24 protein-coding genes are annotated in these 26,006 nt (G+C 46.7%); 19 read left to right on the top strand and 5 right to left on the bottom strand.

Annotation, left to right across the window (positions count from 1 at the left end):
- Positions 1 to 14: 14 nt before the first annotated feature.
- Positions 15 to 1,214, bottom strand: coding sequence for a hypothetical protein (locus tag BLU12_RS01975; RefSeq protein ID WP_200778691.1), 1,200 nt, complete (start codon positions 1,212 to 1,214; stop codon positions 15 to 17).
- Between the two features lie 146 nt (positions 1,215 to 1,360).
- Here BLU12_RS01975 and BLU12_RS01970 point away from each other — a divergent pair, with 146 nt between their 5' ends.
- From BLU12_RS01970 to BLU12_RS01930, 10 genes are all read left to right on the top strand, one after another.
- Positions 1,361 to 2,080 carry a class I SAM-dependent methyltransferase gene (locus BLU12_RS01970; protein WP_091460193.1) on the top strand — a complete coding sequence of 240 codons (720 nt, stop codon included), beginning with the start codon at positions 1,361 to 1,363 and terminating at the stop codon, positions 2,078 to 2,080.
- Complete coding sequence (locus tag BLU12_RS01965; protein ID WP_091460191.1) at positions 2,073 to 2,699, top strand: cysteine hydrolase family protein; 627 nt, start codon at positions 2,073 to 2,075, stop codon at positions 2,697 to 2,699. Before BLU12_RS01970 ends, BLU12_RS01965 begins: the two co-directional genes overlap by 8 nt.
- Positions 2,700 to 3,057: 358 nt before the next feature.
- A complete protein-coding gene (locus BLU12_RS01960; RefSeq protein ID WP_091460189.1) occupies positions 3,058 to 4,683 on the top strand; it encodes an L-lactate permease in 1,626 nt (541 codons plus the stop codon).
- A gap of 292 nt (positions 4,684 to 4,975) precedes the next feature.
- The gene (locus BLU12_RS01955; RefSeq protein ID WP_091460188.1) at positions 4,976 to 7,030 is read left to right on the top strand and encodes an AAA family ATPase; all 2,055 of its coding nucleotides are present in this window, start codon (positions 4,976 to 4,978) and stop codon (positions 7,028 to 7,030) included.
- Positions 7,020 to 7,979, top strand: a complete 960-nt coding sequence (locus tag BLU12_RS01950; protein ID WP_091460186.1) for an oxalate oxidoreductase subunit delta — start codon at positions 7,020 to 7,022, stop codon at positions 7,977 to 7,979. The genes BLU12_RS01955 and BLU12_RS01950 overlap by 11 nt, the downstream gene beginning before the upstream one ends.
- 12 nt (positions 7,980 to 7,991) lie before the next feature.
- On the top strand, positions 7,992 to 9,179 hold the full coding sequence (locus BLU12_RS01945; RefSeq protein ID WP_091460185.1) for an oxalate oxidoreductase subunit alpha: 1,188 nt from the start codon (positions 7,992 to 7,994) through the stop codon (positions 9,177 to 9,179).
- Positions 9,180 to 9,193: 14 nt separating this feature from the next.
- Positions 9,194 to 10,129: an oxalate oxidoreductase subunit beta gene (locus BLU12_RS01940; protein ID WP_091460183.1), complete on the top strand. Its 936-nt coding sequence runs from the start codon at positions 9,194 to 9,196 to the stop codon at positions 10,127 to 10,129.
- A gap of 286 nt (positions 10,130 to 10,415) precedes the next feature.
- Positions 10,416 to 11,087 carry a GntR family transcriptional regulator gene (locus tag BLU12_RS01935; protein WP_091460181.1) on the top strand — a complete coding sequence of 224 codons (672 nt, stop codon included), beginning with the start codon at positions 10,416 to 10,418 and terminating at the stop codon, positions 11,085 to 11,087.
- Between the two features lie 456 nt (positions 11,088 to 11,543).
- Positions 11,544 to 11,693: a hypothetical protein gene (locus BLU12_RS09995; RefSeq protein WP_200778696.1), complete on the top strand. Its 150-nt coding sequence runs from the start codon at positions 11,544 to 11,546 to the stop codon at positions 11,691 to 11,693.
- A 4-nt stretch (positions 11,694 to 11,697) separates the two neighbouring features.
- Positions 11,698 to 12,177, top strand: coding sequence for a class I SAM-dependent methyltransferase (locus BLU12_RS01930; protein WP_234945375.1), 480 nt, complete (start codon positions 11,698 to 11,700; stop codon positions 12,175 to 12,177).
- A gap of 122 nt (positions 12,178 to 12,299) precedes the next feature.
- On the opposite strand, the gene BLU12_RS01925 is transcribed toward BLU12_RS01930, so the two are convergent.
- From BLU12_RS01925 to nifS, 3 genes are read right to left on the bottom strand one after another with little or no spacing between them, the layout of a single operon-like run.
- Entirely contained in the window at positions 12,300 to 12,740 is a 441-nt protein-coding gene (locus BLU12_RS01925; RefSeq protein WP_091460179.1) for an MOSC domain-containing protein, read from the bottom strand.
- Entirely contained in the window at positions 12,725 to 13,138 is a 414-nt protein-coding gene (gene nifU, locus BLU12_RS01920; RefSeq protein ID WP_091460177.1) for a Fe-S cluster assembly scaffold protein NifU, read from the bottom strand. The genes BLU12_RS01925 and nifU overlap by 16 nt, the downstream gene beginning before the upstream one ends.
- Before the next feature lie 6 nt (positions 13,139 to 13,144).
- Positions 13,145 to 14,314, bottom strand: coding sequence for a cysteine desulfurase NifS (gene nifS / locus BLU12_RS01915; protein WP_091460176.1), 1,170 nt, complete (start codon positions 14,312 to 14,314; stop codon positions 13,145 to 13,147).
- Between the two features lie 252 nt (positions 14,315 to 14,566).
- On the opposite strand from nifS, the gene BLU12_RS01910 reads away from it, so the two are divergent.
- The 9 genes from BLU12_RS01910 to BLU12_RS01870 all read left to right on the top strand — a co-directional run bounded on the left by BLU12_RS01910 (position 14,567) and on the right by BLU12_RS01870 (position 24,484).
- Positions 14,567 to 15,337, top strand: a complete 771-nt coding sequence (locus BLU12_RS01910) for a FadR/GntR family transcriptional regulator (protein ID WP_091460174.1) — start codon at positions 14,567 to 14,569, stop codon at positions 15,335 to 15,337.
- Positions 15,324 to 16,580, top strand: coding sequence for a 3-isopropylmalate dehydratase large subunit (locus tag BLU12_RS01905; RefSeq protein ID WP_091460172.1), 1,257 nt, complete (start codon positions 15,324 to 15,326; stop codon positions 16,578 to 16,580). Before BLU12_RS01910 ends, BLU12_RS01905 begins: the two co-directional genes overlap by 14 nt.
- Positions 16,581 to 16,592: 12 nt before the next feature.
- Positions 16,593 to 17,093: a LeuD/DmdB family oxidoreductase small subunit gene (locus BLU12_RS01900; protein ID WP_234945374.1), complete on the top strand. Its 501-nt coding sequence runs from the start codon at positions 16,593 to 16,595 to the stop codon at positions 17,091 to 17,093.
- 63 nt (positions 17,094 to 17,156) lie between these two features.
- The gene (locus BLU12_RS01895; protein WP_091460169.1) at positions 17,157 to 18,119 is read left to right on the top strand and encodes a tripartite tricarboxylate transporter substrate binding protein; all 963 of its coding nucleotides are present in this window, start codon (positions 17,157 to 17,159) and stop codon (positions 18,117 to 18,119) included.
- 47 nt (positions 18,120 to 18,166) lie between these two features.
- Complete coding sequence (locus tag BLU12_RS01890) at positions 18,167 to 19,690, top strand: tripartite tricarboxylate transporter permease (protein ID WP_091460167.1); 1,524 nt, start codon at positions 18,167 to 18,169, stop codon at positions 19,688 to 19,690.
- Positions 19,687 to 20,127 (top strand): tripartite tricarboxylate transporter TctB family protein, encoded by a 441-nt coding sequence (locus BLU12_RS01885; protein WP_091460165.1) that lies wholly within the window; start codon positions 19,687 to 19,689, stop codon positions 20,125 to 20,127. The genes BLU12_RS01890 and BLU12_RS01885 overlap by 4 nt, the downstream gene beginning before the upstream one ends.
- Positions 20,128 to 20,144: 17 nt before the next feature.
- Entirely contained in the window at positions 20,145 to 21,407 is a 1,263-nt protein-coding gene (locus BLU12_RS01880) for a nickel-dependent lactate racemase family protein (protein WP_091460163.1), read from the top strand.
- Positions 21,408 to 21,455: 48 nt separating this feature from the next.
- Complete coding sequence (locus tag BLU12_RS01875; protein WP_091460162.1) at positions 21,456 to 22,790, top strand: NAD(P)-dependent malic enzyme; 1,335 nt, start codon at positions 21,456 to 21,458, stop codon at positions 22,788 to 22,790.
- A gap of 434 nt (positions 22,791 to 23,224) precedes the next feature.
- On the top strand, positions 23,225 to 24,484 hold the full coding sequence (locus BLU12_RS01870; protein WP_091460160.1) for an argininosuccinate synthase: 1,260 nt from the start codon (positions 23,225 to 23,227) through the stop codon (positions 24,482 to 24,484).
- A gap of 7 nt (positions 24,485 to 24,491) precedes the next feature.
- On the opposite strand, the gene BLU12_RS01865 is transcribed toward BLU12_RS01870, so the two are convergent.
- Entirely contained in the window at positions 24,492 to 25,772 is a 1,281-nt protein-coding gene (locus BLU12_RS01865; protein WP_234945373.1) for a B12-binding domain-containing radical SAM protein, read from the bottom strand.
- Positions 25,773 to 26,006 lie beyond the last annotated feature (234 nt).

Genomic DNA, 26,006 nt, shown 5'->3' with positions numbered 1-26,006 from the left:
GCTCAAACATACAGTTAGTTCAAAAAGTTGGTACATATACCTGCTATTACGATAGATAGCGTTGTGACCGATGCAAAACCCGCTATTACATATGCAGGCATTATTCTCTTTAAAATTATCTCTCTTTCTTCCTCATTTTCTGCAACAGCCGTGGCAATTTCATTTGAAATCAGATATGTGGCGGGAAATCCCAAAAGTTGTGCCATTGATATTCCAACGGCCAGGTTCCTTGAGCCGACAATCTTCCAAAGAGGAAGAAAATATACCAATAAGAAGGTCCCGATTAGAACAGCTGCAAAGATGGCGACCGTCTGAAAAAGCAATGTCATCAGATCGCCTACCTCTATCATGGCAAGTGAAGGTATGATCCCAGCAAAGATTGCCATATTGAGCAATCCGGCTGAATTGCCCTTTTCAAGTATCTTTGGCGGAACTATCCCGATTTGCCCTATGACGGCGCCCAAGATTAGAGCCCATATGGAGTAATTTATCTCGACACCCATTGTCTTTGATGCCCACTGGAGGTAGTAAGAAAGCCAAGCGAAAAAGGCCGTCACTCCGAGACATGTGAATGGAGTGAAGTATTTGCCCAAACCCAATCTCTCATATAACAATGGTTTTTGGGCTTCTTCAGGATCGTCCTTTGACACTTTGCTCGATTCGGACATTCCTTTTTCGCGATACTCCTTCAATATCAATTTGGCCTCTCTTAGGCCAAAGAGCGAAGCCGGGGGCGTCCCGACGAATTTTTGGACAGCGTAGATAATGGCCCCTAAAGCTGCTGCCAAGCCCAACCCCTTATCCAGTGCAGTAGTGGTCATTATTTGTGTTGCCACTATTCCGCCGTTGATTATGGGTATGCTGACGATAGCTGCCTGTTTTCCTATGAACGGGATTATGACAACGATAGATAAACTTGCAATGGCCATTGCAGTTAAGGACATCACAACCGTCCTCCATTCGCGGGCCAATTCGCGCATGTTAATCATTGTGCCCATATGAAACACGATAAAACCAGAACTCCAACGGGCTATATCGGACAACATGGCCTGATTGATGATGTCCTTGGGGAGCACGCCCGTCAAAAAACCCACCAAAAAGATCATCAGAGCCACAAAAACCGATGACAGCTTAGCCTTTGTTGCAACTCCCAAGACATCGCCTATGGTGAAAATGATTAAGCAAATAAACAGGAAAAACATAGATTGGACCAAAACCCAATACCTCCTTTAGGTAAAAAAATAATGGTGTGTTACATATGGTATATCATGCTGCGTATATTACCAAGTATTGTATAATAAAGCAAACATTCAACGCAAATTAATCACATTCATCAGCTAATCTAAGGAGGAGACGCGAATTGCCCGATATCTTCGACGATCAAATAGCAAATGAGTACGACTTTTGGTATAAAACGCCAAAGGGTAGACTGGTAGACAAGATCGAAAAAGAGGTGATGTACAAGTTTTTAAAGCCACAGCCTGATATGGAAATACTGGATATAGGATGCGGGACCGGGAACCTTTCGCTCGAGCTTGCAAGGCTTGGGGCAATGGTTACAGGTGTAGATATATCCGAGCCCATGCTTGCCGAAGCGCGCCAAAAGGCATTGCGAGAAAAGCTCGATGTTAAATTTTATAAGGCTGACGTCCATAATTTGCCCTTCGATGACGAGACCTTTGATGCGGTTGTATCTTTGTCTGCCTTGGAGTTTGTGTCCGATTTAAGCGAAGCCCTTAAAGAAGCTTATCGCGTACTGAAACCGGGCGGCCGCATGGTAATCGGCCTCATTGGAGGAGGAAGCGCCTGGAGCAGGTATTACGAGAAAAAGGCCAAAAAAGATCCTGAAAGCGTCTTTAGACATGCCCACTTTCGAACGCTGGATGAGCTTATTGCTGCCATGCCTGGGAAAAACGTTCAGGGCAAGGCGGTTTTGTTCATTCCGCCTGATTTTAATTTTGAGGATAGAGAAAAAGCATTGGAGCTCGAAAGGGAAGCTCAAAGACAAGGAAGGAAGGACGGTGGATTTATATGTGCCGTATCTTTTAAGCCTAAAAAGGAGTTGAGTGAAAATGAGTAAAACGGCCTTTTTGATCGTCGACATGCAAAACGATTTTTGTCTGCCCGGGGCGCCCTTCGAGGTGAAAGGAGCCATGGGGGTGGCAAGTAACATACGAAGGGCTTTGGAGGCCTGTCGTCAGCACAAACTGCCTGTAGTGCACGTGTTTCGTTACTACAGGCCGGACGGAAGCGATGTTGAGATTACGAGATACGATAAATTTATGCAGGTAGGCGGCGCTTTAATTGAAGGTACAAAGGGGGGAGAGATCGTCGAAGAACTCAAGCCCTTGGCAGGCGAATATTTAGTTTGCAAGAGGCGGTGGAGCGCTTTCTTTCAGACAGAACTGGACAACTTGCTTAAGCGGCTTGGCGTGGATCAGGTGGTGGTAACGGGCGTTCAAACGCCCAACTGCATAAGAGGTACGGTTTGGGATGCCAACTCGCTTGACTATGAGGTAATCGTGCTCGTTGACGGAACGGGGGCCAATACAACAGAAGTCCACGAAGCTAACTTAACCGATATGAAAAACATCGGCGTTAAGTTGATGACCGTGGATGAATTTGTTAAAAGCCTGCCCAATCCGCCGAAAGACGGATTTATGGAAAGGATCAGGAAATATTTGGAGGAGAAGAAATAAAAGTAGAAGAAATCAGGAGAAGAAAAAAGTAATTTGTAGTTCTTTGGCCATTTCAAGGGCATGCCGAAAGACTAGTTAAAGTTCGGTGTGCCCTTTTTATTTTGGATTATTTTGTATAGATTGTGGAATATTCTTATAATAAAAAGTCCAATCATCCTCTTGACACAAGAAAATGATGATGATACTGTTATACACAAGTGGAACGCAGTATTCGGTATGCCAAAGATCGCATTTAAAAATGACTTTATTCCTCAACTTTTATGGTCCATATTTGGGAAAGTTCGATTGATTGCCCCTTCATTTGACTTCACGATGATACCCTATTAAAGCCTTTAGCATAAGATGGGAGGGGTATCGTATGGAAGTTAACGTTTTTAGGTGGATTTGTGCTTCTCTTCCGATTCTAGCCATTCTCGTCTTGATGATAGGGTTTAGGTGGAGCGCCTCAAAGGCGGGGCCTATTGGTTTTTTCGTGGCCCTGATTGGTGCTTTGGTGGTGTTTAAGGCCGACTTCCATTTGTTGGCCAATTCGAATGCCAAAGGTTTTGTCATGGCTTTTTACGTGCTTTATATCGTATGGGGTGCTTTGTTGCTATATAACGTCGTCGATGCGACTGGTGGGATCGAAAGCATAGGCGCCACCTTCATAGAGATGACGCAAAACAAAATTCTGCAGCTTCTCATGATAGGTTTTGCCTTCGTCACTTTTCTGCAGGGCGTAGCCGGCTTTGGCGTCCCGGTAGCTGTTGGGGCACCACTACTCATAGGTATGGGGTTTGACCCCGTAAGCGCTGTGGCAATTGCTCTCATCGGGCATGCCTGGGCGGTTACTTTCGGCGATATGGCAGCATCCTTTGCAAGCCTACAGCAAGCTACAGGGTTGCTGGCAGCTGATCTTGCGCCTTGGTGTGGATTTTTTATAGCCCTTGCTGGCATCTTTTGCGGAATGTTTGCGGTACATGCTTACGGAGGCATGAAGGCCTTACGCCAAGGGCTTGTGCCGACCCTTGTAGTTTCTTTTAGCATGTCGATTGCTCTGCTCTTTATTGCCCAATGGGAACCGACTTTAGCCACGTTCTTGTCGGGAATCGTTGGAATGCTTGTAACAGCTCTTTTGGCTAGGGCAAAGGTCTTCAATACTGATGAGGCTATAAGTGCGTCATTCTCGTCTACTGTTTCATCTAACTCTCCAAGCTCAAACCCTGAAACAAAGGGTAAGGTCGTTACTAAAAAACTACCCTTTAATTTGGCCTTCGCTCCCTATTACTCTTTGATAGTCATAGTTTTGTTGGTAAAGTTCATACCAGGCGTTGAGGATTGGTTAAAGGGGTTACTTGTGCTTAAGCTCAAGTTTGGCGAATACTCAACGGGCCTGGGATGGGTCACTCCTGCTGGGTCATCTACCAGCGTGGGCATCTTTTCTCATGCCGGTGCATTCCTCGTGTATGCTTCAATTGTGGGTATGTTGATCTATCGCGCAAAGGGAGTATGGAAGCCCGGAATGTTTAAGACGGTTTTGTCTAAGGTAGTAAAAGGAGGAGTTAGCTCCAGCATCGCCACCACATCCATGGTTTTGATGGCTTTCATGATGGTCGAATCCGGCATGACCTATACCCTGGCAAAGGGTGTGGCCAATGCCTTCGGATCGATATATCCAATTTTTATCCCCCTCGTAGGAGTGCTTGGGGCCTTTATGACCGGCAGCAACACCAACTCTAACGTCATGTTTGGGGCTTTCCAGGTTCAAATAGCCAAGATACTCGGCATAAGCACATTGATAAGCGCTGCCGCTCAAACTGCAGGTGGCTCCATAGGAAGCATGCTGGCGCCGTCAAAGGTAATAGTTGGCACTTCGACCGTTGGCCTAACCGGACGTGAGGGAGAGGTCATAGGTAAGACATTGAAATATTGCGTCACCTTGGCGCTCATTTTGGGCGTCATAGCATGGTGCATGCTTTTCATACTGTATAAGCACATTTATTAAGAAGAAGGGGGCGTTCAAAGTGGCAAAGAAGGGAAATAATCAAACCTTTTTGGGTTTATCGCTCCTCGGGATGTTAATAGCGCCACCTCTTTTGTTATACCCTGGGACTACACATCAAAATGTTGCCTTGGAGGCAGTTGGGTATTTAGTGCTTATCATTTCAATGTTGATTCCCATTATTAAAGGTTGATTTCGACAAGCTTATTTGTTGACTTGACGTTAACCAAAGGTAAGGTTATTTTTAAACAAAAGATTGGCATACCATATACCAAATAATATAAGAGGGATAAATGTGGATAGACAGTATTTTTATGTCGAGGAAGGTTTGCCAGAGGATAAGGGGAAGGACATAGCCAGAATGGATCCCGAGGACATCAAGTCCCTTGGGGTGCAAAGCGGCGAATTTATTCTGGTCAAAGGAAAATCGCAGGTGGCTTTAAAGGTCTTTCCCAACCCCACTGCCTTTCGCGGTTCAAAGTTGATCCAGATAGATAGCATTGCCCGCGATAACCTCGGCGTTCATATAGGAGATGCTGTTGAGGTATCGAAAGTCAATCCAATTCAGTTAAAGACCGTAATGTTGGATAAGGGTGGTCTTGCCCCCGACGAAGTCCCTCCCAGCGAGGAGCTTAAAAAACACTTACTGGGTAGAGCTGTAGTCATCTCCAATAAAGTGTCAGTCCTACTTTATAGCGGAGGCGTCATTGCCCTGAGGATCCAGGGAATGGCGCCTTCCGTTGAAATAGGGCTTGTCACGAAGGATACGAGCATAATACTGGTGGATCAAACCCTCGATTCCAAAAAGGATAGAGTAAGTTATGAGGACATAGGTGGCCTCAAGGAAGAGGTAAAAAAAGTAAGAGAGCTTGTCGAACTTCCCTTGACCCGTCCAGATCTTTTTAGAAAATTGGGCATCGAACCGCCGAAAGGAATACTGCTTTACGGTCCTCCAGGAACTGGTAAGACCCTTATAGCGCGTGCAGTTGCCTCCGATTCAAGGGCTTACTTCATCGCCATTAACGGCCCAGAGATCATGAACAAATACTATGGGGAAAGTGAGGCAAGGTTAAGAGAGATCTTCGAGGAAGCAAAGAAAAACTCCCCTGCCATCATATTCATAGATGAACTTGATGCCGTAGCTCCCAAGAGATCTGAAGTCGTTGGCGACGTCGAAAAGAGGGTTGTAGCGCAGCTTCTTTCGCTCATGGACGGACTTAAATCTCGCGGCGACGTCATCGTGATCGGGGCATCGAACATGCCGGAATTGCTCGATCCAGCTTTAAGGAGGCCCGGGAGGTTTGACAGAGAAATTTTCATAGGTGTTCCAGGAACTCAGGGAAGGGAAGAGATACTCAAGATTCATACCAGGGGGATGAACCTGACACCTGACGTCAACCTTAGAAAGATAGCGGAAGTCACGCACGGTTACACAGGAGCTGACTTGGCCCAGCTTTGTAAGGAAGCCGGAATTCGCGCCCTGGAGCGATACATGGATTGCCGAGAGACGGGCGACGTAACCGTAACAAAGGAAGACTTCGAGAGGGCGCTTAAAGCGATAGAGCCTTCGGCATTGAGAGAGATGATCGTTGAGATCCCTTCTGTGGGATTTGAAAGCGTAGGCGGGCTTGCTGATATAAAAAAGAGCTTATTGGAACTGGTCAAAATACCCCTTCAACATTCGGAAGTCTACGACGAATTCGGCTTAAAGAAATCCAGCTTCATCATGTTTTTGGGCCCTTCCGGCACGGGCAAATCCTTGATGGCAAATGCTATTGCAAAGGAAGCCGGCTTAAACCTAATTCACGTCACACCTCCAATGCTTTTATCCAACAAGCGGGGAATAGAGCAAGCTGTAAGCGATCTGTTCAAGCTGGCAAAAAGGGTATCTCCCTGTATACTGCTTTTCGACAGAATAGACGGAATGGTCGCAGCTTTGGGAAAGAGGTTTACAAATCAGTTAATAGCGGAACTCGATGCTAATAAAGAAGTCAATAACATCATAATAGCCATCGCCAACTCCCTTGAAAACATAGATCCCTCTTTGATATCCGCCGACAGGTTAACGGCGATGCTTGCCTTTAACATGCCAACCTTGGAGGAGAGAAAGGAAATACTTCAAATAATTTTCAAGAAGATACCTAGCTGCAATGTGTCCTTGGATTATCTGGCAGAGATCACCGAAGGTCTTTCCGGAGCGGACCTAAAAGCTTCTGTGGAAAGAGCCTGCCGCAAGGTGATTTATAAGATGATATTCAAAAGGGGAGGTGGTGTCCTGACCAACGAAGAGATGATGGAGGCGTTGCAGGAAATTAATAAAGGACAGGAGGTGTTTTTTAATGAGTCTTGATGCAAAGAAGTTGTTTGAAGAGCCTAGTCTGATTCAGATCACGACTTGGGCCCGCGGTGTCCTGCAAAACAAGGATGCCAGGGATGTTGTCTTTGCGTTAGCTAACGCCGGATCCAAAGAGGGCAAGTATGTTCAGGCATGGGAAAATTACGTCGATCTTCCGGACAGGGTAGGCGTTCCTGTGCGTGCTTATGCTCGAGTAAGCGAAGAGCCCATTTTAAGTAAGTACATATATGAGAACGAAAATCCGGATGTGGTAGTCCTTACGGAAGAGGCGTTGGTAAAGGGAAATGACGTATTGGCAGGGATGAAGCCGGGTGGTGTCTTGATAGTAAACACCAAGAGGGATCCGCAGTATATACTGAAGTTCTTGAAGGACACGACCAATCTTGGAACAATAGGATGCGTCGATGCTACGGGAGTTGCCGGTTATGTCCAGACGCTTTCGGGAGCAGAAGGAGCTACGGACGCATCGGGTATAGGCGTAGGCGCAGGTGCGGTTTTGGCCGGAGCTGTCGCAAAGGCTAAACCATTCGTTAAACCCGAAAGCGTATTTTCCTCGGTGAAGAACGAGCAAGCCTGCAGGTATGGCTACAACGAGGTTCACCTGATGACAGTAAATACTACTTTTCCTGCCTTTGTCCCTGCACCTAAAAAGCAGCTAGGGGTGGATGATCTTCCTTTTGCCGGTACAGTGCCCTCCGTGGATGAGGAAAACGAGAAGAGAATGACAGGCAACTGGAGATCCGAAAGGCCCGTTTGGTCAAAGGAACGTTGCACCAGCTGTTTGCTGTGTTGGGTCAGCTGTCCCGATGCTGTCATAACCTATAAGACTCCCGAGGCCATGGAGTTCAATAACCTGAAATACTGTAAGGGTTGCGGCCTTTGCGCGGCGGTGTGTCCGACGAAGGCTATAACCATGGTACCAGAGTTGGATTTTGAGGATTAGGAGGTGAGATCCATGGGAAAGAAGAGACTTATAACCGGAGTGGTGGCCACCGCCGAAGCTGTCAGGCTTGCTGACGTAGATGTGATTTCATCCTATCCTATCAGGCCTTACACGGGCATAATGTCCGAGCTTGCAAGGATGATTGCAGATGGTGAGCTTGATGCCGAGTTCGTCCATGCCGAAGGCGAACACGCCCAGCTCAGTGTTGTCTACGGTGCCTCTGCAGCCGGCGCAAGGACATTTACCGGAAGTTCGGGCGTGGGTGTTACTTTCGCTATGGAGGTTTACTCCCCGATATCAGGAGAGAGGTTACCGGTCCAGATGGCAATTGCCGACAGGACACTTGATCCTCCCGGGGACTTTGGTTCTGAGCATACTGAGGCCGAGTCGTGCCGCGATCAGTGCTGGATCCAAGGATGGGCAGCAACGCCACAGGAAGCTCTTGACCTTACGCTTCTTTACTACAGAATAGGAGAGGATCCTCGCGTGTTGCTTCCCCAATATGCCTGTCAAGACGGCTACTTTGTCTCCCATATAGCTGGCGAAGTTGAGATTCCCGACGAAGGTCAAGTCAAGGAATTTCTACCGCCATACAAAAACAAACATTCCCTTAACATCTACGATCCAATGATAATAGGTGCTCAGATAGAACCTGAGATGGGGCCACCTCTTCAGTACCAAAGATATCTGGCCGTCCAGGAAGCTAAAAAGGTCATTGCCGAAGCCTACAAGGAATTTGGCGAGATCTTTGGGCGCAAATACAGCCCCTTCGTGGAAGAATACATGACCGATGACGCCGAAGTCGTCATATTCATACAGGGTGCACATACCATTACTGCTAAGAACGTGGCCCAGAAACTTAGGAATCACGGCGAAAAGGTCGGAGTAGTACAGCTTCGTACCTTCAGGCCCTTCAACACTGAGGTAGTCAGAGATGTACTGTCTAAGTTTAAGGTGGTCGGAGTCGTAGACAACTCCGTTAATTTCGGAATAGCCGGCGACGGTGGGGTATTGCTCAGTGAAGCAAGGACAGCCCTGTACGGCTTGGGCGACAAGACCAAGACCGTCGGCTTCGTTGGCGGGCTCGGTGGAGAAGTTATAACTATGGAAGAGTTCTACAAGATGTATGCCAAGCTAAAAGAGATCGCCAAGACCGGTAAGGTTGAGAAGAACTCTTACTGGCTGCCGTACGAGCTTTAAAGGAGGTGAAGATGATGTTAGAGACCATAAAGACCCTTCGCGATATGCCTCAAAAAGAATACTATGTTCCTGGTCACAGGACATGTGCTGGATGTGGCCCTGCTTTGGTGTATAGATTGGTGGCAAAGGCTGCTGGCCCGAACACCATTTTCGTTGGTCCCACAGGTTGCATGTACGTCGCTAACACGAGCTACGGCTGTGGTCCGTGGGCTGTGCCTTGGATCCATGCTCAGATCACAAACGGCGGCGGCGTGGCCTCCGGCATAGAGGCTGCTTACAAGGCAATGATGAGAAAGGGCAAATATACAGGTGAGCGCCCCCATGTCATAGTGATGGCCGGCGACGGTGGTTCTACGGATATTGGGCTACAGGCTTTGTCAGGGATGATCTATCGCGGACACGACGTGCTTTTCATATGCTACGATAATGAATCTTACGCCAACACGGGCATTCAGACTTCGCCGTCCACTCCTTGGGGAGCGGTTACCACCTTTACTCCTTCGGGCCCTGCTGTTCCTGAAGGTAAAAGGTTGTGGCCGAAGGATAACGCCCAGATGATAGCTCACGGACATCCTGAACTGAAATATTTGGCTACGGCGTCTCCGGCGTTTCCCGTAGATCTTTTCAACAAGGTAAGAAAGGGCCTAAACGCAGAGGGACCGGCATATCTCCATATTCAAGCTCCTTGTCCAAAGGGATGGCAGTTCCCTTCAAGCAAGACGATAGAGATGGCAAAACTTGCCCTAGATACGGGCATGTTTCAGCTGTATGAACTTGAAAACGGCAAGTATAAAATATCCTACATGCCTAAACAGCGCAAACCGGTGGATGAGTATCTCAAGTTGCAGGGAAGGTTTAAACATCTGAAACCTGAGCACATCGAAAAGATTCAAAACTTCGTCGATCAGAAGGTCAAGGCAATAGAGATAGAAATAGCGGCTCTGTCGTAAGGTATAGTTAAGTTGGATTAACAAAAACAGGCCCTCTCTTGCATGAGGGCCTGTTTCCTTTATATTCTTAGTTTGCTGAAAAACCCCATCTTCCCTTGCTCTATGATATCATAATATTCAAAAAGTTAACAGCTGTCAAGTTAGTATTTCAGTAGACACATTTAGGATTTACCACGAGTTAAACTCGTGCTATTAGTCAAGGGTTTAGTTGGAATTGGACTTTGATATTTGGTATACTTAAAAACAATAATCCAGATCGACATATTATTTTAAGCGGGGATGAAGAATGGAGAATTCAAGTGTTATCAGACCACTGATTGATGTAAACATCAGCGATAAGGTATTTGATGTACTTAAAAAAGCAATACTGTGTGGAGAGCTAAAGCCGGGTGATGTCCTAATAGAGCGTGATCTTGCAGAAAAGCTAGGAGTTTCGCGCACGCCTGTTCGAGAGGCGATACAGCGCTTAAAGTCAATGGGGCTGGCTGTTCAGATTTCAAAGAAGGCCGTAATCGTGGCAAGGCCCACGCCGAAGGAAGTGATAGATACCTATGACGTCAGAGAGGTCCTGGAAGGGCTTGCCGCTAGTAAAGCAGTTGATAACGTTACTGCCGAGGATATCTCTTACCTCAAGAAATTGATGGACGATATGCATAGATGTATCGAAATAAACGACGACGAAGAGCTTGAAAAAATCCACATGCTCTTTCACGAACGTTTGTTCAGTTTATCGGGAAACAAAAAGCTTTATCAGATATTGATGGACCTCAGGGAATGCATAAAGGCCTACACTCACGTGGGTTACTCTTTTCCGGGCAGAAAATTGGAGGCCGCAAAAGAACATGCTGAGATCTTAGAGGCCTTAATATCTCGTAATTCCAAAAAGGCACAAGACTGGGCCAGGAAACATATTGAAAGGTCCAAGGAAGCGTATATAAGGGAACTACAGAAAGACTAAAAGCTTTATAGCAGAAGAACCGTCGAAATAAATTGATAATACGAGATATATTATCGCGTTAATATGGAATACTAGATATTGTTGATGCGCTTAAGTTATTTGTTATTAAAATTCATTAATGCGCTGAAGTATTTTTGTGCCCTTACTTCAGAGTATAGAGCCCTCGAATCAAGGCTCTATACTCTTTAATATGGAATTTGGATTTGAAAATACAATTGTGGTAAGAACCAACCAAACCCATGAAAAAGGAGGCTCTTACCACTATGGCCAATGGCCATAAAAAATAATATTACCAATACGCTCGGCCTTAAAAGCTTTTAAGGTATCGGATGCGCGTGAAAAAAAGAAGCAGAAGGACGCCTCTATCCCAAACCTAGGGCGACGAAGCTTGCGTCTTTGGAAGTCCAAAGGCGATCGCTTGTAGTTTACGACGTCCTATCTTGAGGTGAATACAAAATGATAGAGCTTGTAATGACAAAAGCTAACTTGGAAAGCCTAGAACTGACTGCCGCTGCCAAATACCTTGACGCCTTCTTGGAGAGGGCACAAGGCGAAAACTACACCTATCTATCGTTCTTAAATGGTCACCGGCATAGATATCTCTGAGGCGATGCTTGTTAAGGCGCGAGAGAAGGCAGCGAGGGAAAATCTCTGCATAAACTTTTGCTGTGCCGACGCTAACGAGCTGCCTTTCGAGGATGAAACTTTCGATGCAGCTGTTTCTCTTTCGGCTTTAGAATTCTCCTCTGATTTAAAGAAAACCCTGTTAGACATTTATCGTGTGCTGAAACCGGGCGGCCGCATGGTAATCGGCCTCATTGGAGGAGGAAGCGCCTGGAGCAGGTATTACGAGAAAAAGGCCAAGAAAGATCCTGAAAGCGTCTTTAGACATGCCCACTTTCGAACGCTGGATGAGCTTATTGCTGCCATGCCTGGGAAAAACGTTCAGGGCAAGGCGGTTTTGTTCATTCCGCCTGATTTTAATTTTGAGGATAGGGAAAAAGCATTGGAGCTCGAAAGGGAAGCGCAAAGACAAGGAAGGGAAGACGGTGGATTTATATGTGCCCTTTCCTACAAACACTTAAAGTAAATATAAATTTATAGGCTGGCTTGAATGTCGATATGATTTTAGTCCTTCAAGGGAAAATAAAAAAAACAAATAGCAGGCCTCGCTCTAAGCCTGCTATTTGTTTTATAACGCTATTTCTAAAGTTATTTCTTGACCTTTTTTACGACATCGCCTTTCTTGACACGGCCGCCCTTAATGACGGCACAGAAGATTCCCTTTTTGGGCATTATGCAGTCTCCGGTTATTTTGAAAATTTCGCATTTGCTATGGCATTCCTTTCCTATCTGCGTGACCTCGAGCAGAGTATCGCCGACGCTTACCCTGTCTCCGATTGACAGGCTGTCCATATCGAGGCCTTTCACCGTTATATTTTCCGCAAAACTGCCCGGACCCAAATTTGGCATCTTTTCCCGCATTTTCTCTATATCTTCAAGGGCAAGTAAGCTCACCTGTCTGTGCATGAAACCGGCATGAGCATCGCCTTCAAGGCCCATTCCTTCGACGAGAGTGGCTTCGCCTACATCTTCCTTGACGGTGCCCTTTTTCTTTGAAAGGCAGACCGCCCACACTATGCCTTCGCACATTGCCTTGTTTCGCTCGCTTCCCTTTTAGTTTTGTCCTTTTTCGCCAGATAGTCGTCTACAGCTGCTTTAATGCCTTCTTCGGCAAGCAATGAACAGTGGACTTTTTGTGGCGGAAGTCCGCCAAGCGCTTCGGCAACATCTTTGTTAGATACCTTCAAAGCTTCCTCTATCGTTTTGCCCTTAACAAGCTCAGTAACCATGGAGCTCGTTGCAATGGCCGCCGCGCATCCGAAGGTCTCAAATTTCACGTCTACTATGCGGTCGTCTTCAATCTTCAGATAGATCTTCATAACGTCTCCGCAGATGGGATTTCCCACCTCTCCTATGCCGTCGGCGTCTTCAATTCTTCCGACGTTTTTAGGATCCATGAAAAGTTGCATTAACTTTTCCGTATACATTACATATTACCCCCTTTTGCCGTAAGGGGACATGGCCCTTAACGACTCTACTACTTTTGGCAAATTTTCCAATACGTAATCTATGTCTTCCTCGCTTGTATCCTTCCCAAGGGTAAGCCTCAAAGAACCGTGGGCTATCTCGTGAGGCAACCCTATGGCTAGCAAGACATGGCTTGGCTCAAGACTGCCCGATGTGCAGGCCGAACCGCTGCTTGCTCCGATCCCCAGGGCATCCAGACGCAAAAGCAAGGATTCTCCCTCAATGTAACGGAAACAGAAGCTCGCGTGGAAGGGCAAGCGTTCCTTTCTGTGGCCTGTGAGCATTGCATCTTCAATTTTCTCCAAGATTCCGTCTATCAGCCGATCGCGCAAATTTCTTTCTTTTTCCGGCTCGTCCTTGGCAAGCCTGTCAGAGGCTAAAGCAGCAGCCTTGCCGAAACCGACTATTCCGGCCGTATTTTCAGTGCCCGAGCGCCATCCCCTCTCTTGGCCTCCTCCGTGAATCAGAGGAACGATTTTAACTCCCTTTTTGATATATAAGGCCCCGACTCCTTTCGGACCGTACATCTTATGTGCCGCCATGGTCATCAAATCTATTGGAAGTTTTTTGACATCTACGGGGATGTGTCCCGCTGCTTGAACTGCGTCTGTATGAAACAGCACGCCCTGCTCGCGGCATATGCTCCCCAACTGTTCGATTGGTTGGACCGTTCCTATCTCGTTGTTTGCAAAGTGAATAGTAACCAGTATAGTGTCGGGCCGAATAGCTTTTCTCAATTCCTCGGGCCTTATTGTGCCGTATTCGTCTACGGGAAGGATGGTTATGTCGAAGCCTTCTTTTTCGAGCCATTTGCAAGTGTCCAATACGGCGTGATGTTCTATCGCCGAGGTTATTATGTGGCGCCCCTTGTCCTTTTTCGCGAAGGCAACGCCCTTTATGGCTATATTATCGGCTTCGCTGCCTCCGCCTGTAAATATGATCTCAGAGGGTTCGGCATTGATCAGCCGGGAAACTTCGTCTCTTGCTTGGTCGACCGCCTGCCTTGCCTTTCTTCCCCAGGCATGAAGGCTGTTTGGATTTCCGAAGTCTATGGAGAAGAAGGGCAGCATCGCCTCCACGACTCTTTGGTCCACAGGCGTCGTTGCTGAGTGATCTAGATATACAAAACGACTCATAGTTTGCATCGCCTCTCTTTATTAGATAAGCCTAACTTCATTAAAAATTTACCCTCTATCCGGGATATTGTCAAGCAGTTTTAGTGTTTACTTTCAAGATTACTTTTATTTGGGAGAAAATATGAAGATGTTAGCAATTCCTGAAAAGAGAGTGGTGTAATATCTTCCAATTACTTGACTGATCTAAAAATACGTGGCAAAATATAAAAAACAGTTGGACTACCTTGGAATACCAGATTTTGAGGTGTGAAAATGACGAGGAAAGAATTGGCAATTAGTATTTACGATCAGATAAAAGAAAACAAGCTGGGCAGGGATAATAAACTGCCGAGCGAGCGCGAGCTGGCAAATATGTTTCAGGTCACACGCCCTTTGATAAGAGAAGCCCTGGCGATGCTCGAGGCCTTCGGCATAATTGAGGTTCGGGATCGACAGGGTATATTTATAAAAGAAAAGGCGTGGAGCGAAATTTCGCTTCCGCTGTCCTTTTTGGTGGATTGGCCTCTCGATATCCTGCCCCAAGTGTTTGAAGCCAGATTGATAATTGAGCCCAAGGCAGCGGCAATTGCTGCGAAAAGAAGAACACAATCGGATTTAGAAAAGCTTAAAGAAACCATTTTCAAAATTGAAGAGCTTTTTAAAGAAGACAGGTCTGACAAGGCGTTATTGGGCGAAAAGTGGAATTCTATCTTTCATGCCATCGTTGTAGCAACCTCGCACAATGATGTCTTGTGTAGGATACATGAAGGGATCATTAGATTATATGAACGCAATGTCTCTTCCTTTCCAAGAGAAAAGGCACCCATGCCCTTTGAAAAATGGCCCAAGGAAATCTGGATGGAACATGCAGGGATCGTCGATGCCATAGAAGAGGGAAATGCAGCTGAAGCCGAAAGAAGAGCCCATGAACACGTTCTTATATCACAGGAGCGTATTTATCGGTTTACCCAATCACTTGGGCTGCAATTTTTTGTTCCATTAAACGGTCATGCGAAGGAGGATGATCTACATGCACGCGCTTGAAAAGCTGTTAGCCAAGGCGTCCGGTAAAAGTAGCGTCAAGACGGGCGAGATTGTCGAGGCCGAAGTAGATTTAGCGGAAGTTAACGACCTTTATCTTCAAGTAATAAAGTCCTTTTACGAAATGGGAGGAAAGAAAGTTGCACATCCTGAAAGGGTGGCTTTTGTCTTCGATCACTACTCCCCACCCCCTACCATAAAGGCAGCAGATAATCAGAAGCAGATGAGAGAATTTTGCGAAAAAATGGGAATAAACATGCTTTACGACATAGGCGAAGGTGTTTGTCATCAACTCTTGGCCGAAAGCGGCTTGGTGGGTCCCGGGAAAGTGGTCATAGAGACGGATTCACATACCACGACGCTTGGAGCTCTCGGCTCCTTTGCTACCGGTGTTGGAGCCACGGATTTGGCCATTATCCTCTTGACGGGCAGACTCTGGTTTAAAGTGCCTTCAATTGTCAATATCAATCTCGATGGAAAACCTCCTTTTCCAGTCATGGCAAAGGACGTAATACTCCATGTTTTAGGGAAGTTGAAACAGGATGCTGCCATTTATCAAGCCATAGAGTTCACAGGTTCAACTTTATCCTCCATGGAGATGGACGAGCGGTTTGTGCTCTGCAACATGTCTGTGGAGATGGGCGCTAAGACAGCTTATATACAGCCCGATGAGATAACGTTCGGATTTTTGGAAGCAATGGGCACAAAAAGAGAAGATTTCGACGTGTTGACCACTGATGAAGGCTTTACTTATTCGATAGTACACCATATAGACGTAAGCGACCTAAAACCCCAGATAGCCTTACCGGGAAGTGTCGACAACGTAACAAATGTGGAGGAAGTGGAGGGGACACCTGCAACACAAGTGTTCATAGGAACCTGTACAGGCGGCAGGTTGAACGACATCAAAGTAGCGTCGGAAATTTTGAAGGGCAAAAGTGTAGCTAAAAACGTTCGCTGTATAGTTATTCCCGCTTCCAAGAAGGTGTTTAAAGATGCCCTGAAGCTGGGTTACGTCCAAACCCTTATTGATGCTGGAGCTGTTTTTGTTACCCCCGGATGCGGTCCCTGTCTTGGTGCGCACGAAGGCGTCCTTGCTCCCGGAGACGTCTGCGTATCTACCTCGAGCAGAAACTTCCCCGGACGCATGGGAAGCACGCAGGCTTCTATTTACATTGCCTCTCCTGCTACGGCAGCGGCTTCTGCGATCAGCGGCAGGATTACCGATCCTCGCAAAATTCTTTAGGGAGGAATGGCTATGGACGCTATAAAAGGAGTAGTGCATATCTTCGGAGACAACATCGATACGGATCAGATCTATCCCGGCAGGTATTTGGAGCTTACGGAACCTCAGGATATAGCAAAACACGCAATGGAAGGGGCAGACGAAGCTTTTCCCTCGAAGGTCAAGCCGGGAGACATCATTGTGGCCGGGAAAAATTTCGGTTGTGGCTCTAGCCGCGAACATGCAGTTATTACCCTGCTTGCTGCAGGCGTTAAAGCAGTCATAGCCAAGTCTTTTGCCAGGATTTTTTATAGAAATGCCATCAATCGTGGGCTTTGTGTTGTAGAGATACCCGATCTTGACCTTTCAAAAATACAGGACGGACTCAATGTGAGCGTAGATGTTAGAGAAGGTAGGGCAGCATTTTCGAACGGTTATGAAGCCAGATTTGTACCTTTTTCTGAACATATTTTGGAAATTTTTGAAGCGGGAGGCGTCATACCGCTTTATAAGTCGAAAACGGAGGAGAGGTGATGAGTCCGGTCGTATTTGTATAAGCTATATCATTGCATCAAATAAAAAGGAGGAGGATAAGAAATGAAGCGTTTCATGGCAGGTCTTGCGATTGTTTTGCTTTTCGTAGCGGTATTTGGCGTTTTTGGAATGATGGCGGAAGCCGCGTACCCGGAAAGGCCGATTACTTATGTAATAGCCTTTAATCCAGGAGGAGAGTCGGATATTACCGCTAGAGCACAGCAGCCCTATTTGGAGAAAGTTCTCGGAACGAAGATCATAATCACCTACAAGATCGGCGGAGGCGGAGCTGTTGCGTGGTCTGAAGTGCCGCGAATGAGACCAGACGGTTACACGATTGTCGGTCATAATATACCTCATATAATCCTTCAGCCGCTTCAACGCAAGGACACTGGTTATAAGACCACCGATTTAAAGACGGTTTGTTGGTTCCAAGCAACGCCCAACATACTCGTCGTTCCAGTGGACAGCCAATTTAAAACGTTAGAAGACTTCGTAAAATACGCCAAAGAGCACCCAGGACAAATAACCTTGGGAGGAAGCGGAAGCTATAGCGCAAACCACCTTGGGACAGTCGAATTCAACGAGGCTGCCGGAATAGAGACCACGTATATACCATTTACCGGATCGGGAGATGCGGTTCCTGCTTTTTTGGGAGGCCATGTTACCGGACTGATGACCTATACTACGATGGTCGCAAATTACAGAGAGCAGATGCGCCCCTTGGCTGTAGCAACGGAAGAAAGGGTTTCAATATTCCCTGATGTTCCTACATTTAAAGAGCTTGGATATGACTATGTCGAAGGTGCTTACAGAGGCATTTGTGTGCCACCAAAGACGCCCGATGAGATAGTTAACAAATTGGCCGATGCTTTCAAGCAAGTAAACGAAACGCCAGAATTCAAAGAGATGATGGAAGCCATGGGATTTCAGATGGTATTTTATGGGCCTGAGGAGTCGGAGAAATTTGTGGAAGATCGTGTGGAGTACTACAAAAGCATATTGGATAAATTAGAGATGAAATAGTATTTCTTCGATGGTGGCTTGTAGATCTGGGAGGGGTGAAATGTACGATGGATATATTTTTAGAAGCTTTTCTTAATGTCCTTTCTATTAAGAACATCATTGCTATGACGCTGCTCATACCGCTGGGCATGATGGCCGGAGCCCTGCCTGGGTTTACGGCCACCATGGCTGTGGCGATACTTGTTCCCTTTACTTTTGCCATGGACCCCATTATGGGGCTTATATGCGTGAGCGGAGTATATTGCGCGGCCATATATGGTGGAGCATTTCCGGCAATTTTGATAAATACGCCGGGGACACCTTCATCCATTGCCACGTGTTTTGACGGTTACCCTATGACATTGCAGGGAAGAGCGCAGGAAGCCTTGTTTACTATTGCCTTCGCTTCCCTTGTGGGAGGCTTTATCGGGACGATAGGGTTGATCGCTTTTTCCCTGCCTTTAGCTAAAATTGCGTTGAAGTTTGGCCCGCCGGAATATTTTTGGGTTAGCATTTTCGGTTTAACTATAATTGCCGGACTTTCCGGTGATTCTTTGCTGAAGGGCATCGCAGGAGGAGTGCTTGGACTGCTCATAAGCACCATCGGCATCGCTCCCGTTGGCGGAGACGTTAGGTTTACCTTCGGAATAGCTTCATTCCAAGGGGGAGTGGAACTCATTTCCGTGTTGATAGGTTTCTTCTGCATACCTGAGGTATTCAAGATGGCAAAGGATCCTGTCGGTTCTTATTTGAAAAGCACCAATATAGGTCATGTGGGCGGCGGATACAGGGAAGTGATCTATAAGGGGTTTAAAAATGCCTTTGCAGACGCGATTAATTTAGTGCGTTCTTCAATAATTGGCTTATTCGTGGGAATTTTACCTGGAGCAGGTGGCAATATAGCTAATTTAATCGCCTATAACGAGACAAAAAGGGCGTCCAAAGATCCTGAGAGTTTTGGTAAGGGCAATCCCCAGGGAATAGTTGCCACCGAGTCTGCCGATAAGGCTACTATTATGGGCTCTTTCGTGCCCCTTCTCACGCTTGGAGTTCCCGGATCTCCTGTAGCAGCAGTTGTTTATGGGGCTCTGATGATTCAAGGGTTAAATCCCGGGCCGGAGCTTTTTACTAAACATGCTGAAATTACATATACATTTATGATGTCCTTTTTCGTTGCTATGGCTTTGACAGTATTAATAGGCATGTTTGCCGGCGTTTTGTTCTATCAGATTATAATGCGGTTGCCCATAAGGGTGCTGGTTCCGGCAATACTCCTTCTTACTATTGTTGGTTCCTATGCAGTGAGAAATAACTATATGGACGTCATTTTCATGCTTGCCAGCGGATATCTAGGGTATGTCCTTTCTAATTTAGGATTTAGCCCCGGGCCAGTGGTATTGGGGTTGGTGTTGGGGCCAATAGCCGAGAAGGGGTTGGTTCAGGGTTTTTTAATGGGAAACAGTATGTTCCCGGGATCACCGTGGCTCGTATTTTTTACAAGGCCAATATCCATAGTTTTGATAGTAATATCCGTAATTTCGGCTCTGTGGCCGATTTATGCAGCTCGCAGGAGAAGGAGGGCTGCCTTATGATGTTAAATTCCGATTTATACGGTGGATTGATCATGCTTGCTTTTGCCGGTATGTTTTGGCTTCAGATGGGAGACTTTACGAAGTTTGGGTTAATGTTTCCAAAGGTCATCATTGCTTTATTGGCATTTTTAGGTGTAGTGATGATCGTCAAAGCAAAAGTAAAGCCTCAATACGTGAAACCTTTTTTAAAAGATATAAATAAATACATGGCTGCTACGATGATATGGTCGTTCCTGTGGGTTCTTTCCGCAAGTTACGTCGGATTTTTTGTCGCCAGCGTTGTGTCCATGTGGGCAATTCAGTGGTTTCTCAGCAGTGAGCGCAATTTAAAAATTTCAGCCATATCTCTGGCAGTGGCCATTGGGAGCGTATTCGTAATATATTACGTCTTTACCAAGTACTTATATATTTTCTTCCCCGAAGGCTTTCTTTTTTAAATAAGAGGTGATCCTATATGTTGATGCAGATGAAATATGGTAAATCGGAAATTGCTTTTGATGTCGATCAAAACAGGATAATCAAAACGTTAGAGCCCAATGAGAGGCCCGGCATATCAGATCCGTTAAATACCGTAAAAGAGGCTTTAAAAAACCCAGTTGGGACCCGTCCTTTGGCCGACCTGGTCTCAGCCAAGAAGCCGAAAAATGTGGTTATCGTAGTCAACGATATTACCCGGCCTACGCCCTACGAAAGTCTGCTACCCCCTCTGCTTGAGGTCATGCATGACTGCGGGTTGAGGGATGACCAGATCACCTTTCTCACGGCTACTGGAATTCATGATCCCCATACTCGCGAACAGGATTTAGAGGTCTATGGCAAAGACCTGGTGAATAAGTATCGATTCGTGTCACATTGCGCAGACGATGATTCCGCACTTGTAGAAATGGGCAATCTTTCTACAGGATTGAGTCTCAAAATTAACAGGTTGGTTGTGGAGGCCGACTTTCTTATAACTTTAGGCGTAATAATGCCTCATTATTTCGCGGGTTTCTCAGGCGGCAGGAAAAGCATTTTGCCCGGAGTAGCAGGGAGAGAATCGATAGAAAAGAATCACTCTCGCATGGTCTATCTCATGGACGACCTTCCGTCGATAAGGCAAAACCCCGTAAGCCTTGAGATGATCGAGGCAGCTAGGCTCGTTGGCGTGGATTTTATTCTAAACGTAGTTACAAACAGCAAAAAGGAGATAGTCAAGATCGTTGCGGGAGATTTGGAAGATGCCTGGTATGAGGGTGTCTCGGTCTCGTCGGGGATGTATGAGGTTCCCATAGCAAGAAAGGCAGACGTCGCCATAGCCAGTGCAGGCGGTTACCCGAGGGACATTAATGTCTATCAAGCACAGAAGGCTCTTGACCATGCTGATAAAGCGACGAAGACAGGTGGAACCATTATCTTGGTTGCTGAATGCTCTCAGGGTTACGGAGAACGGACCTTCGAGGAGTGGATGCGTGAAGCCGAAAAACCGAGCGATGTTGTAGAGCGGATAAAGAAAAACTTTGCCATGGGCGGTCATAAGGCCTACGGAATTTGCAAGGTGGCAAACGATAAGGAAATTATTTTGATTTCTTCCCTATCCGAAGAGGAGACAAAGGGGTTGTTTATGCGTAAAATGGGCTCAGTCGATGAAGCTATAAAATATGTCGAAGACAAATACGATCAACCAAGCTATATATTAATGCCTTACGGCAGCCTGACAGTTCCCGTGCTTTCAAACTAGTTTTTTACATACAAAACAAAAAGTCGCAAAGGTTGTGAGGTGAAGTTAATGGATTTAACTAAGGATGAAATGTTGAAAAGGGCCCAAAAGCCTGCAGAGGAAGCTGTTAAGCTACATCGATATTATCAAGGAAAGATGCAGACCGTACCAAAGTGCTGCATCAGAGATGTCTCCGATTTCGCAATATGGTATACTCCCGGCGTAGCGGAGCCCTGCAAGGAGATAAAGAAAAACCCTGATTTGGCTTATGAGTTTACCAATAAAGGGAATACAATAGCCGTCGTTACAGACGGAACGCGAGTATTGGGCCTGGGTGATATAGGACCGGAAGCGGGGTTGCCCGTCATGGAAGGAAAGTGCATGCTCTTTAAGTACCTTGGCGGCGTGGACGCCGTGGCCATCTGCCTTGATACGAAGGACCCCGACAAATTCATCGAGACGGTCAAGAATTTAACTCCTGCCTTCGGAGGAATAAACCTTGAAGATATAGCTCAGCCAAAGTGCTTTTACATACTCGATGAACTGAGAAAGGATTGCAAGATACCCGTATGGCACGACGATCAGCAGGGAACGGCTGCCGTTAACCTCGCTGGCTTGTACAGCGGACTTAAGATAACGGGGAAGAGAATCGAAGATATAAAAGTAGGTTTTTTCGGTTGCGGAGCTGCAAACGTGGCCACGATAAGAATTCTCATAAGTGCAGGGGTCGACCCCAAAAACATACTGATAGCGGATAGCAGGGGAGTGCTTCACCCTGACAGAAGGGACCTCGAGGACGTAAAATACGATGTTAAACGCCATCTCGCCCAATTAACCAACCCTCAGGGGATAAGCGGCGGACCGGAGAAGGTCTTCGAAGGCGCCGATGCTGTCTTTTGCTATACAAAACCAGGCCCGGACGTCGTGAAAAAAGAATGGGTGGCCAAAATGGCAAAAGATGCTATGCTCTTTGCCTGTGCCAATCCTGTGCCGGAGATATGGCCGTGGGAGGCCAAGGAAGCAGGGGCCAGGATAGTGGCTACGGGAAGGTCGGATTTTCCCAACCAGATAAATAATTCTTTAATCTTTCCTGCGGTTTTCAGAGGAACGCTTGACGTCAGGGCATCGGTCATAACGGACGAAATGTGCATCGCTGCAGCAAAAACCCTGTCGGAATGCGCCGAGAAGATAGGAATGAGCGAGGAATACTTGATCCCGACGATGGATCAGACGTGGGTATACCCCGAGGTCGCTGCGTCGGTGGGTGTCAAGGCAATCGAACAGGGAGTGGCGAAACTCACCGCGTCCAGAGACGATCTGGTCAAGATGGCGGAAGAAAGGATAAAGGCAGCCCAGGAGACGACGAAACTTCTTATGAAAGAAGGGTTGATAAAATCTTTGTAAATTAAGTTGAGGACTATTGACAAATCTTATAATATTTGGTTAACTAACCTAAAGTTCACTAAGGAGCGTGGAGTATTGATGTTGGCATCTCTTCGAATAAGACGAGCTAGACGTATAAGACCTTGTTCCGCTCAGTTGTCCGATATTAGGGCGATGAGGGGAAGAGTAGGTCTGTGCTCGTCGACAGAGAGGGGATGCATAAGCTGAGAGCGTTCCTCGAGTGAAGCCGGATCGAAGAGAGTCCCCGAGCCAGTTCCGAAGAAAGGTTAAAACCAAGTAGGAACTCGGGTGGCCTCCGACAAAAGGCCGGCAAGAGGGCAGGACCTAAAGGTCCTAGCCAAAAAGGGTGGCACCGCGGGCAATTAAAGGCTCGTCCCTTAAGTGGGACGGGCCTTTTTTATTTATGAATATATTTAATTAAAGGAGGAATTGTAATGTATAAAGGTAAAGTGGTTTTAGCTTATAGTGGAGGGCTCGATACTTCAGTCGCTATAAAGTGGCTCATGGATCAAGGATATGATGTCGTAACCTTTACTGCAGACGTCGGACAGGTAGTCGATTTGGAGGCCTGCAAGGAGAGGGCTCTTCTGACCGGTGCTTGTAATGCCTATGTTATGGATCTCAAGGAGGAGTTTGTCCAGGATTTCGTGTGGCCTGCTCTGAAGGCTAACGCCATGTATCAGGGAACGTATCCCTTGACGTCAGCGCTTTCTAGGCCTCTGATATCCAAGTATTTGGCAAAAATCGCTGAGATCGAGGGAGCTGTCGCCGTTGCACACGGTTGCACGGGAAAGGGTCAAGACCAGGTCCGCATAGAAGTTTGTACCAGGGCATTAAAGCCGGATTTGAAGGTCTTGGCACCCGTAAGGGATTGGCACTTCTCCCGGGATGACGAGATAGATTACGCCAAAGAACATGGAATCCCCGTTCCCGTCACAAAGAAAAGCCCCTACAGCATTGACGAGAACTTATGGGGACGTTCCATCGAATGCGGTCCTCTTGAGGATCCCTGGACAGAACCGCCGTCCGATGCCTTTAAGCTCACAGCGGATCCCTGGGATGCTCCTGATGAAGTGGAATACGTGGAGATAACCTTCAAAGAAGGCCTGCCTGTGGCCCTGAACGGCGAGGAGATGGACGGCGTTGCTCTGATCGCTAAGCTGAACGAGATAGCCGGTAAACATGGAGTGGGACGAATAGATATGATCGAAGACAGGCTTGTGGGATTTAAGAGCAGGGAAGTGTATGAATGTCCGGCGCCTGTCGTGTTGCTTCAGGCCAAAAAGGCATTGGAGAAGATGACCCTGGCGAAGGATGTAATAGCTGCTAAGGCTGACCTGGAATTGAAATACGCCGAGCTGGCTTACGTGGGCTATTGGTTTTCTCCCCTAAAGGATGCGTTAGACGCCTTCTTCAATCAGGCGCAAAAGGTCGTCAATGGAGTCGTAAGGGTTAGGTTGTATAAGGGGCAAAGCACGGTAGTTGGCCTTAAATCCCCCAATTCTCTCTACGTTGACGATCTAGCCACCTATTCGACGGGAGATAGCTTCGATCACTCTGCTGCTGTAGGCTTCATAAACATTTGGGGGTTGCCCGTTGTGACGTGGAAACAGGTCCATGGGTCAAAAAAGCCCGCATACCAATGTGAGGCCTCTTCAGAAAAAGAGCCTATAAGCTCAAACCAAAAAGGCTAGAAAGATTTTAAGTCAGGGGCGGGTCGTCGCGTCTAATGGAAGCCTTCACCCCGTCCCTTATTTTATTCTTGGCCAGATTTTTTAACCTTTGCAGATTTATTTGTGTTAAATCGGGTGTCATATACCCGCAATAGGCGGTGTTGTTCTGGTATAGAGGGTCTTCTTTCAGTAGAGGAAAAATCTTAGCACATTCGTCGAACATGGGCGTTCCGGGTATGGGAGAGTATTCCGCTAGTTTGACTGTCGCACCCAGGGATTTTACAAAATGGATTGCCCTCTCTACAGTCTCGTATTTCTGTCCTGGAAGGCCCACCAGAATATAGGTTTCTATGTCCTCGTGGGTGTAACCTGCCTTAAGCAGGTTTCCTACGGCCCTTATATATTGATTATCATGAACCTTGTCGGAGCCCGCTTTTTGTATTGAAGGGTCGGTGCTTTCAAGGCTTAGCCGTATAGTTTTAAAGCCTGTTTCGTACAGATAACGGGCACAAGCTTCGTCAATTTCCCTCACGTGCAATCCGTTTGGGGTGTGGTAACGCAGGTGGCCATGCCTTTTTTTGAGTTCATCGCATAGGGGGTAGAAGTGTCTTTCCTTGTCTAGTAAGAGCGCGTCGTCGTAAAAGGCGATATCTCCAACGGATCGCATGCCGGCCTGAAAGGATATATCGTCAATAACTTCGTCAACGTTGCGCTTCCTGTATTTTGGCCAAAGCCTTTTTGAGGCGCAATATTTGCAGTTTAAAGGACAGCCGATGGAGGTAATCGTAATCCCGTACTCTGGAGCATCGTACAAATCCAATGCAGGACGGAAGAAGGGCACGCCGAGCGGCGTCGTTTGGACTCCGTCTGCGCCAAGACCTTGTGCATGATCGGGACATAGTTGGGCGTATATGCCACCCAACAGCAAAGGTACATCGGGGAAAATGCCTTTTACGATTTCTATACACCATTTTACGCCAAGATACCAATAGGTCATGCCGGAGGTCATGAGGATAATATCGGGAGGCTCTATCGCGGAAAGCCTTTCCTCCAGCTCTTCTTTCGTCATTCCAAAGTGATAAAACCGGCGGGGGATGGCCTTGTAGGGTAGGGGTTTTCCTATTTCCCTTCTTTTGGGTTTGTAGCGTCCGTATGACTTAGGCTTATCCCTTCCTTCGTAAATACAGTCGATCAAATTTACGGTATTGCCCCTGCGACGAAGGTATTCCAGAATGTATAACAACCCCAGTGGTTTTGCCCAGAAGTCGAAAAAGGCAAAATCGAAGACAGGAGGGTTTATACCCAGCACCTTCTTATTTTCCAGCCCTTTTATAAATGCAGTGAAGTCACCCATATAAATAGTATATCAGATCGTGCCTCAACCTATTTTAATTTACTGCAAGAGATCCATTCTAAAAATAAGAGCTCGATCTCGCCTGCTTAAGTTGTCGTATACAGTCAAAAAGTTGCTCAAATTTTCGTAGTAGTTAAAATAAAAAAGCGGCGTTTATGTCATTTATCCTATAGTTCGGAGGTGTTGGCT

The organism is Acetomicrobium thermoterrenum DSM 13490 (genome assembly GCF_900107215.1).
GTDB lineage: Bacteria > Synergistota > Synergistia > Synergistales > Acetomicrobiaceae > Acetomicrobium > Acetomicrobium thermoterrenum.
The sequence above is the reverse complement of the archived record's forward strand: the minus strand, read 5'-3'. Positions and strand labels throughout refer to the sequence as shown.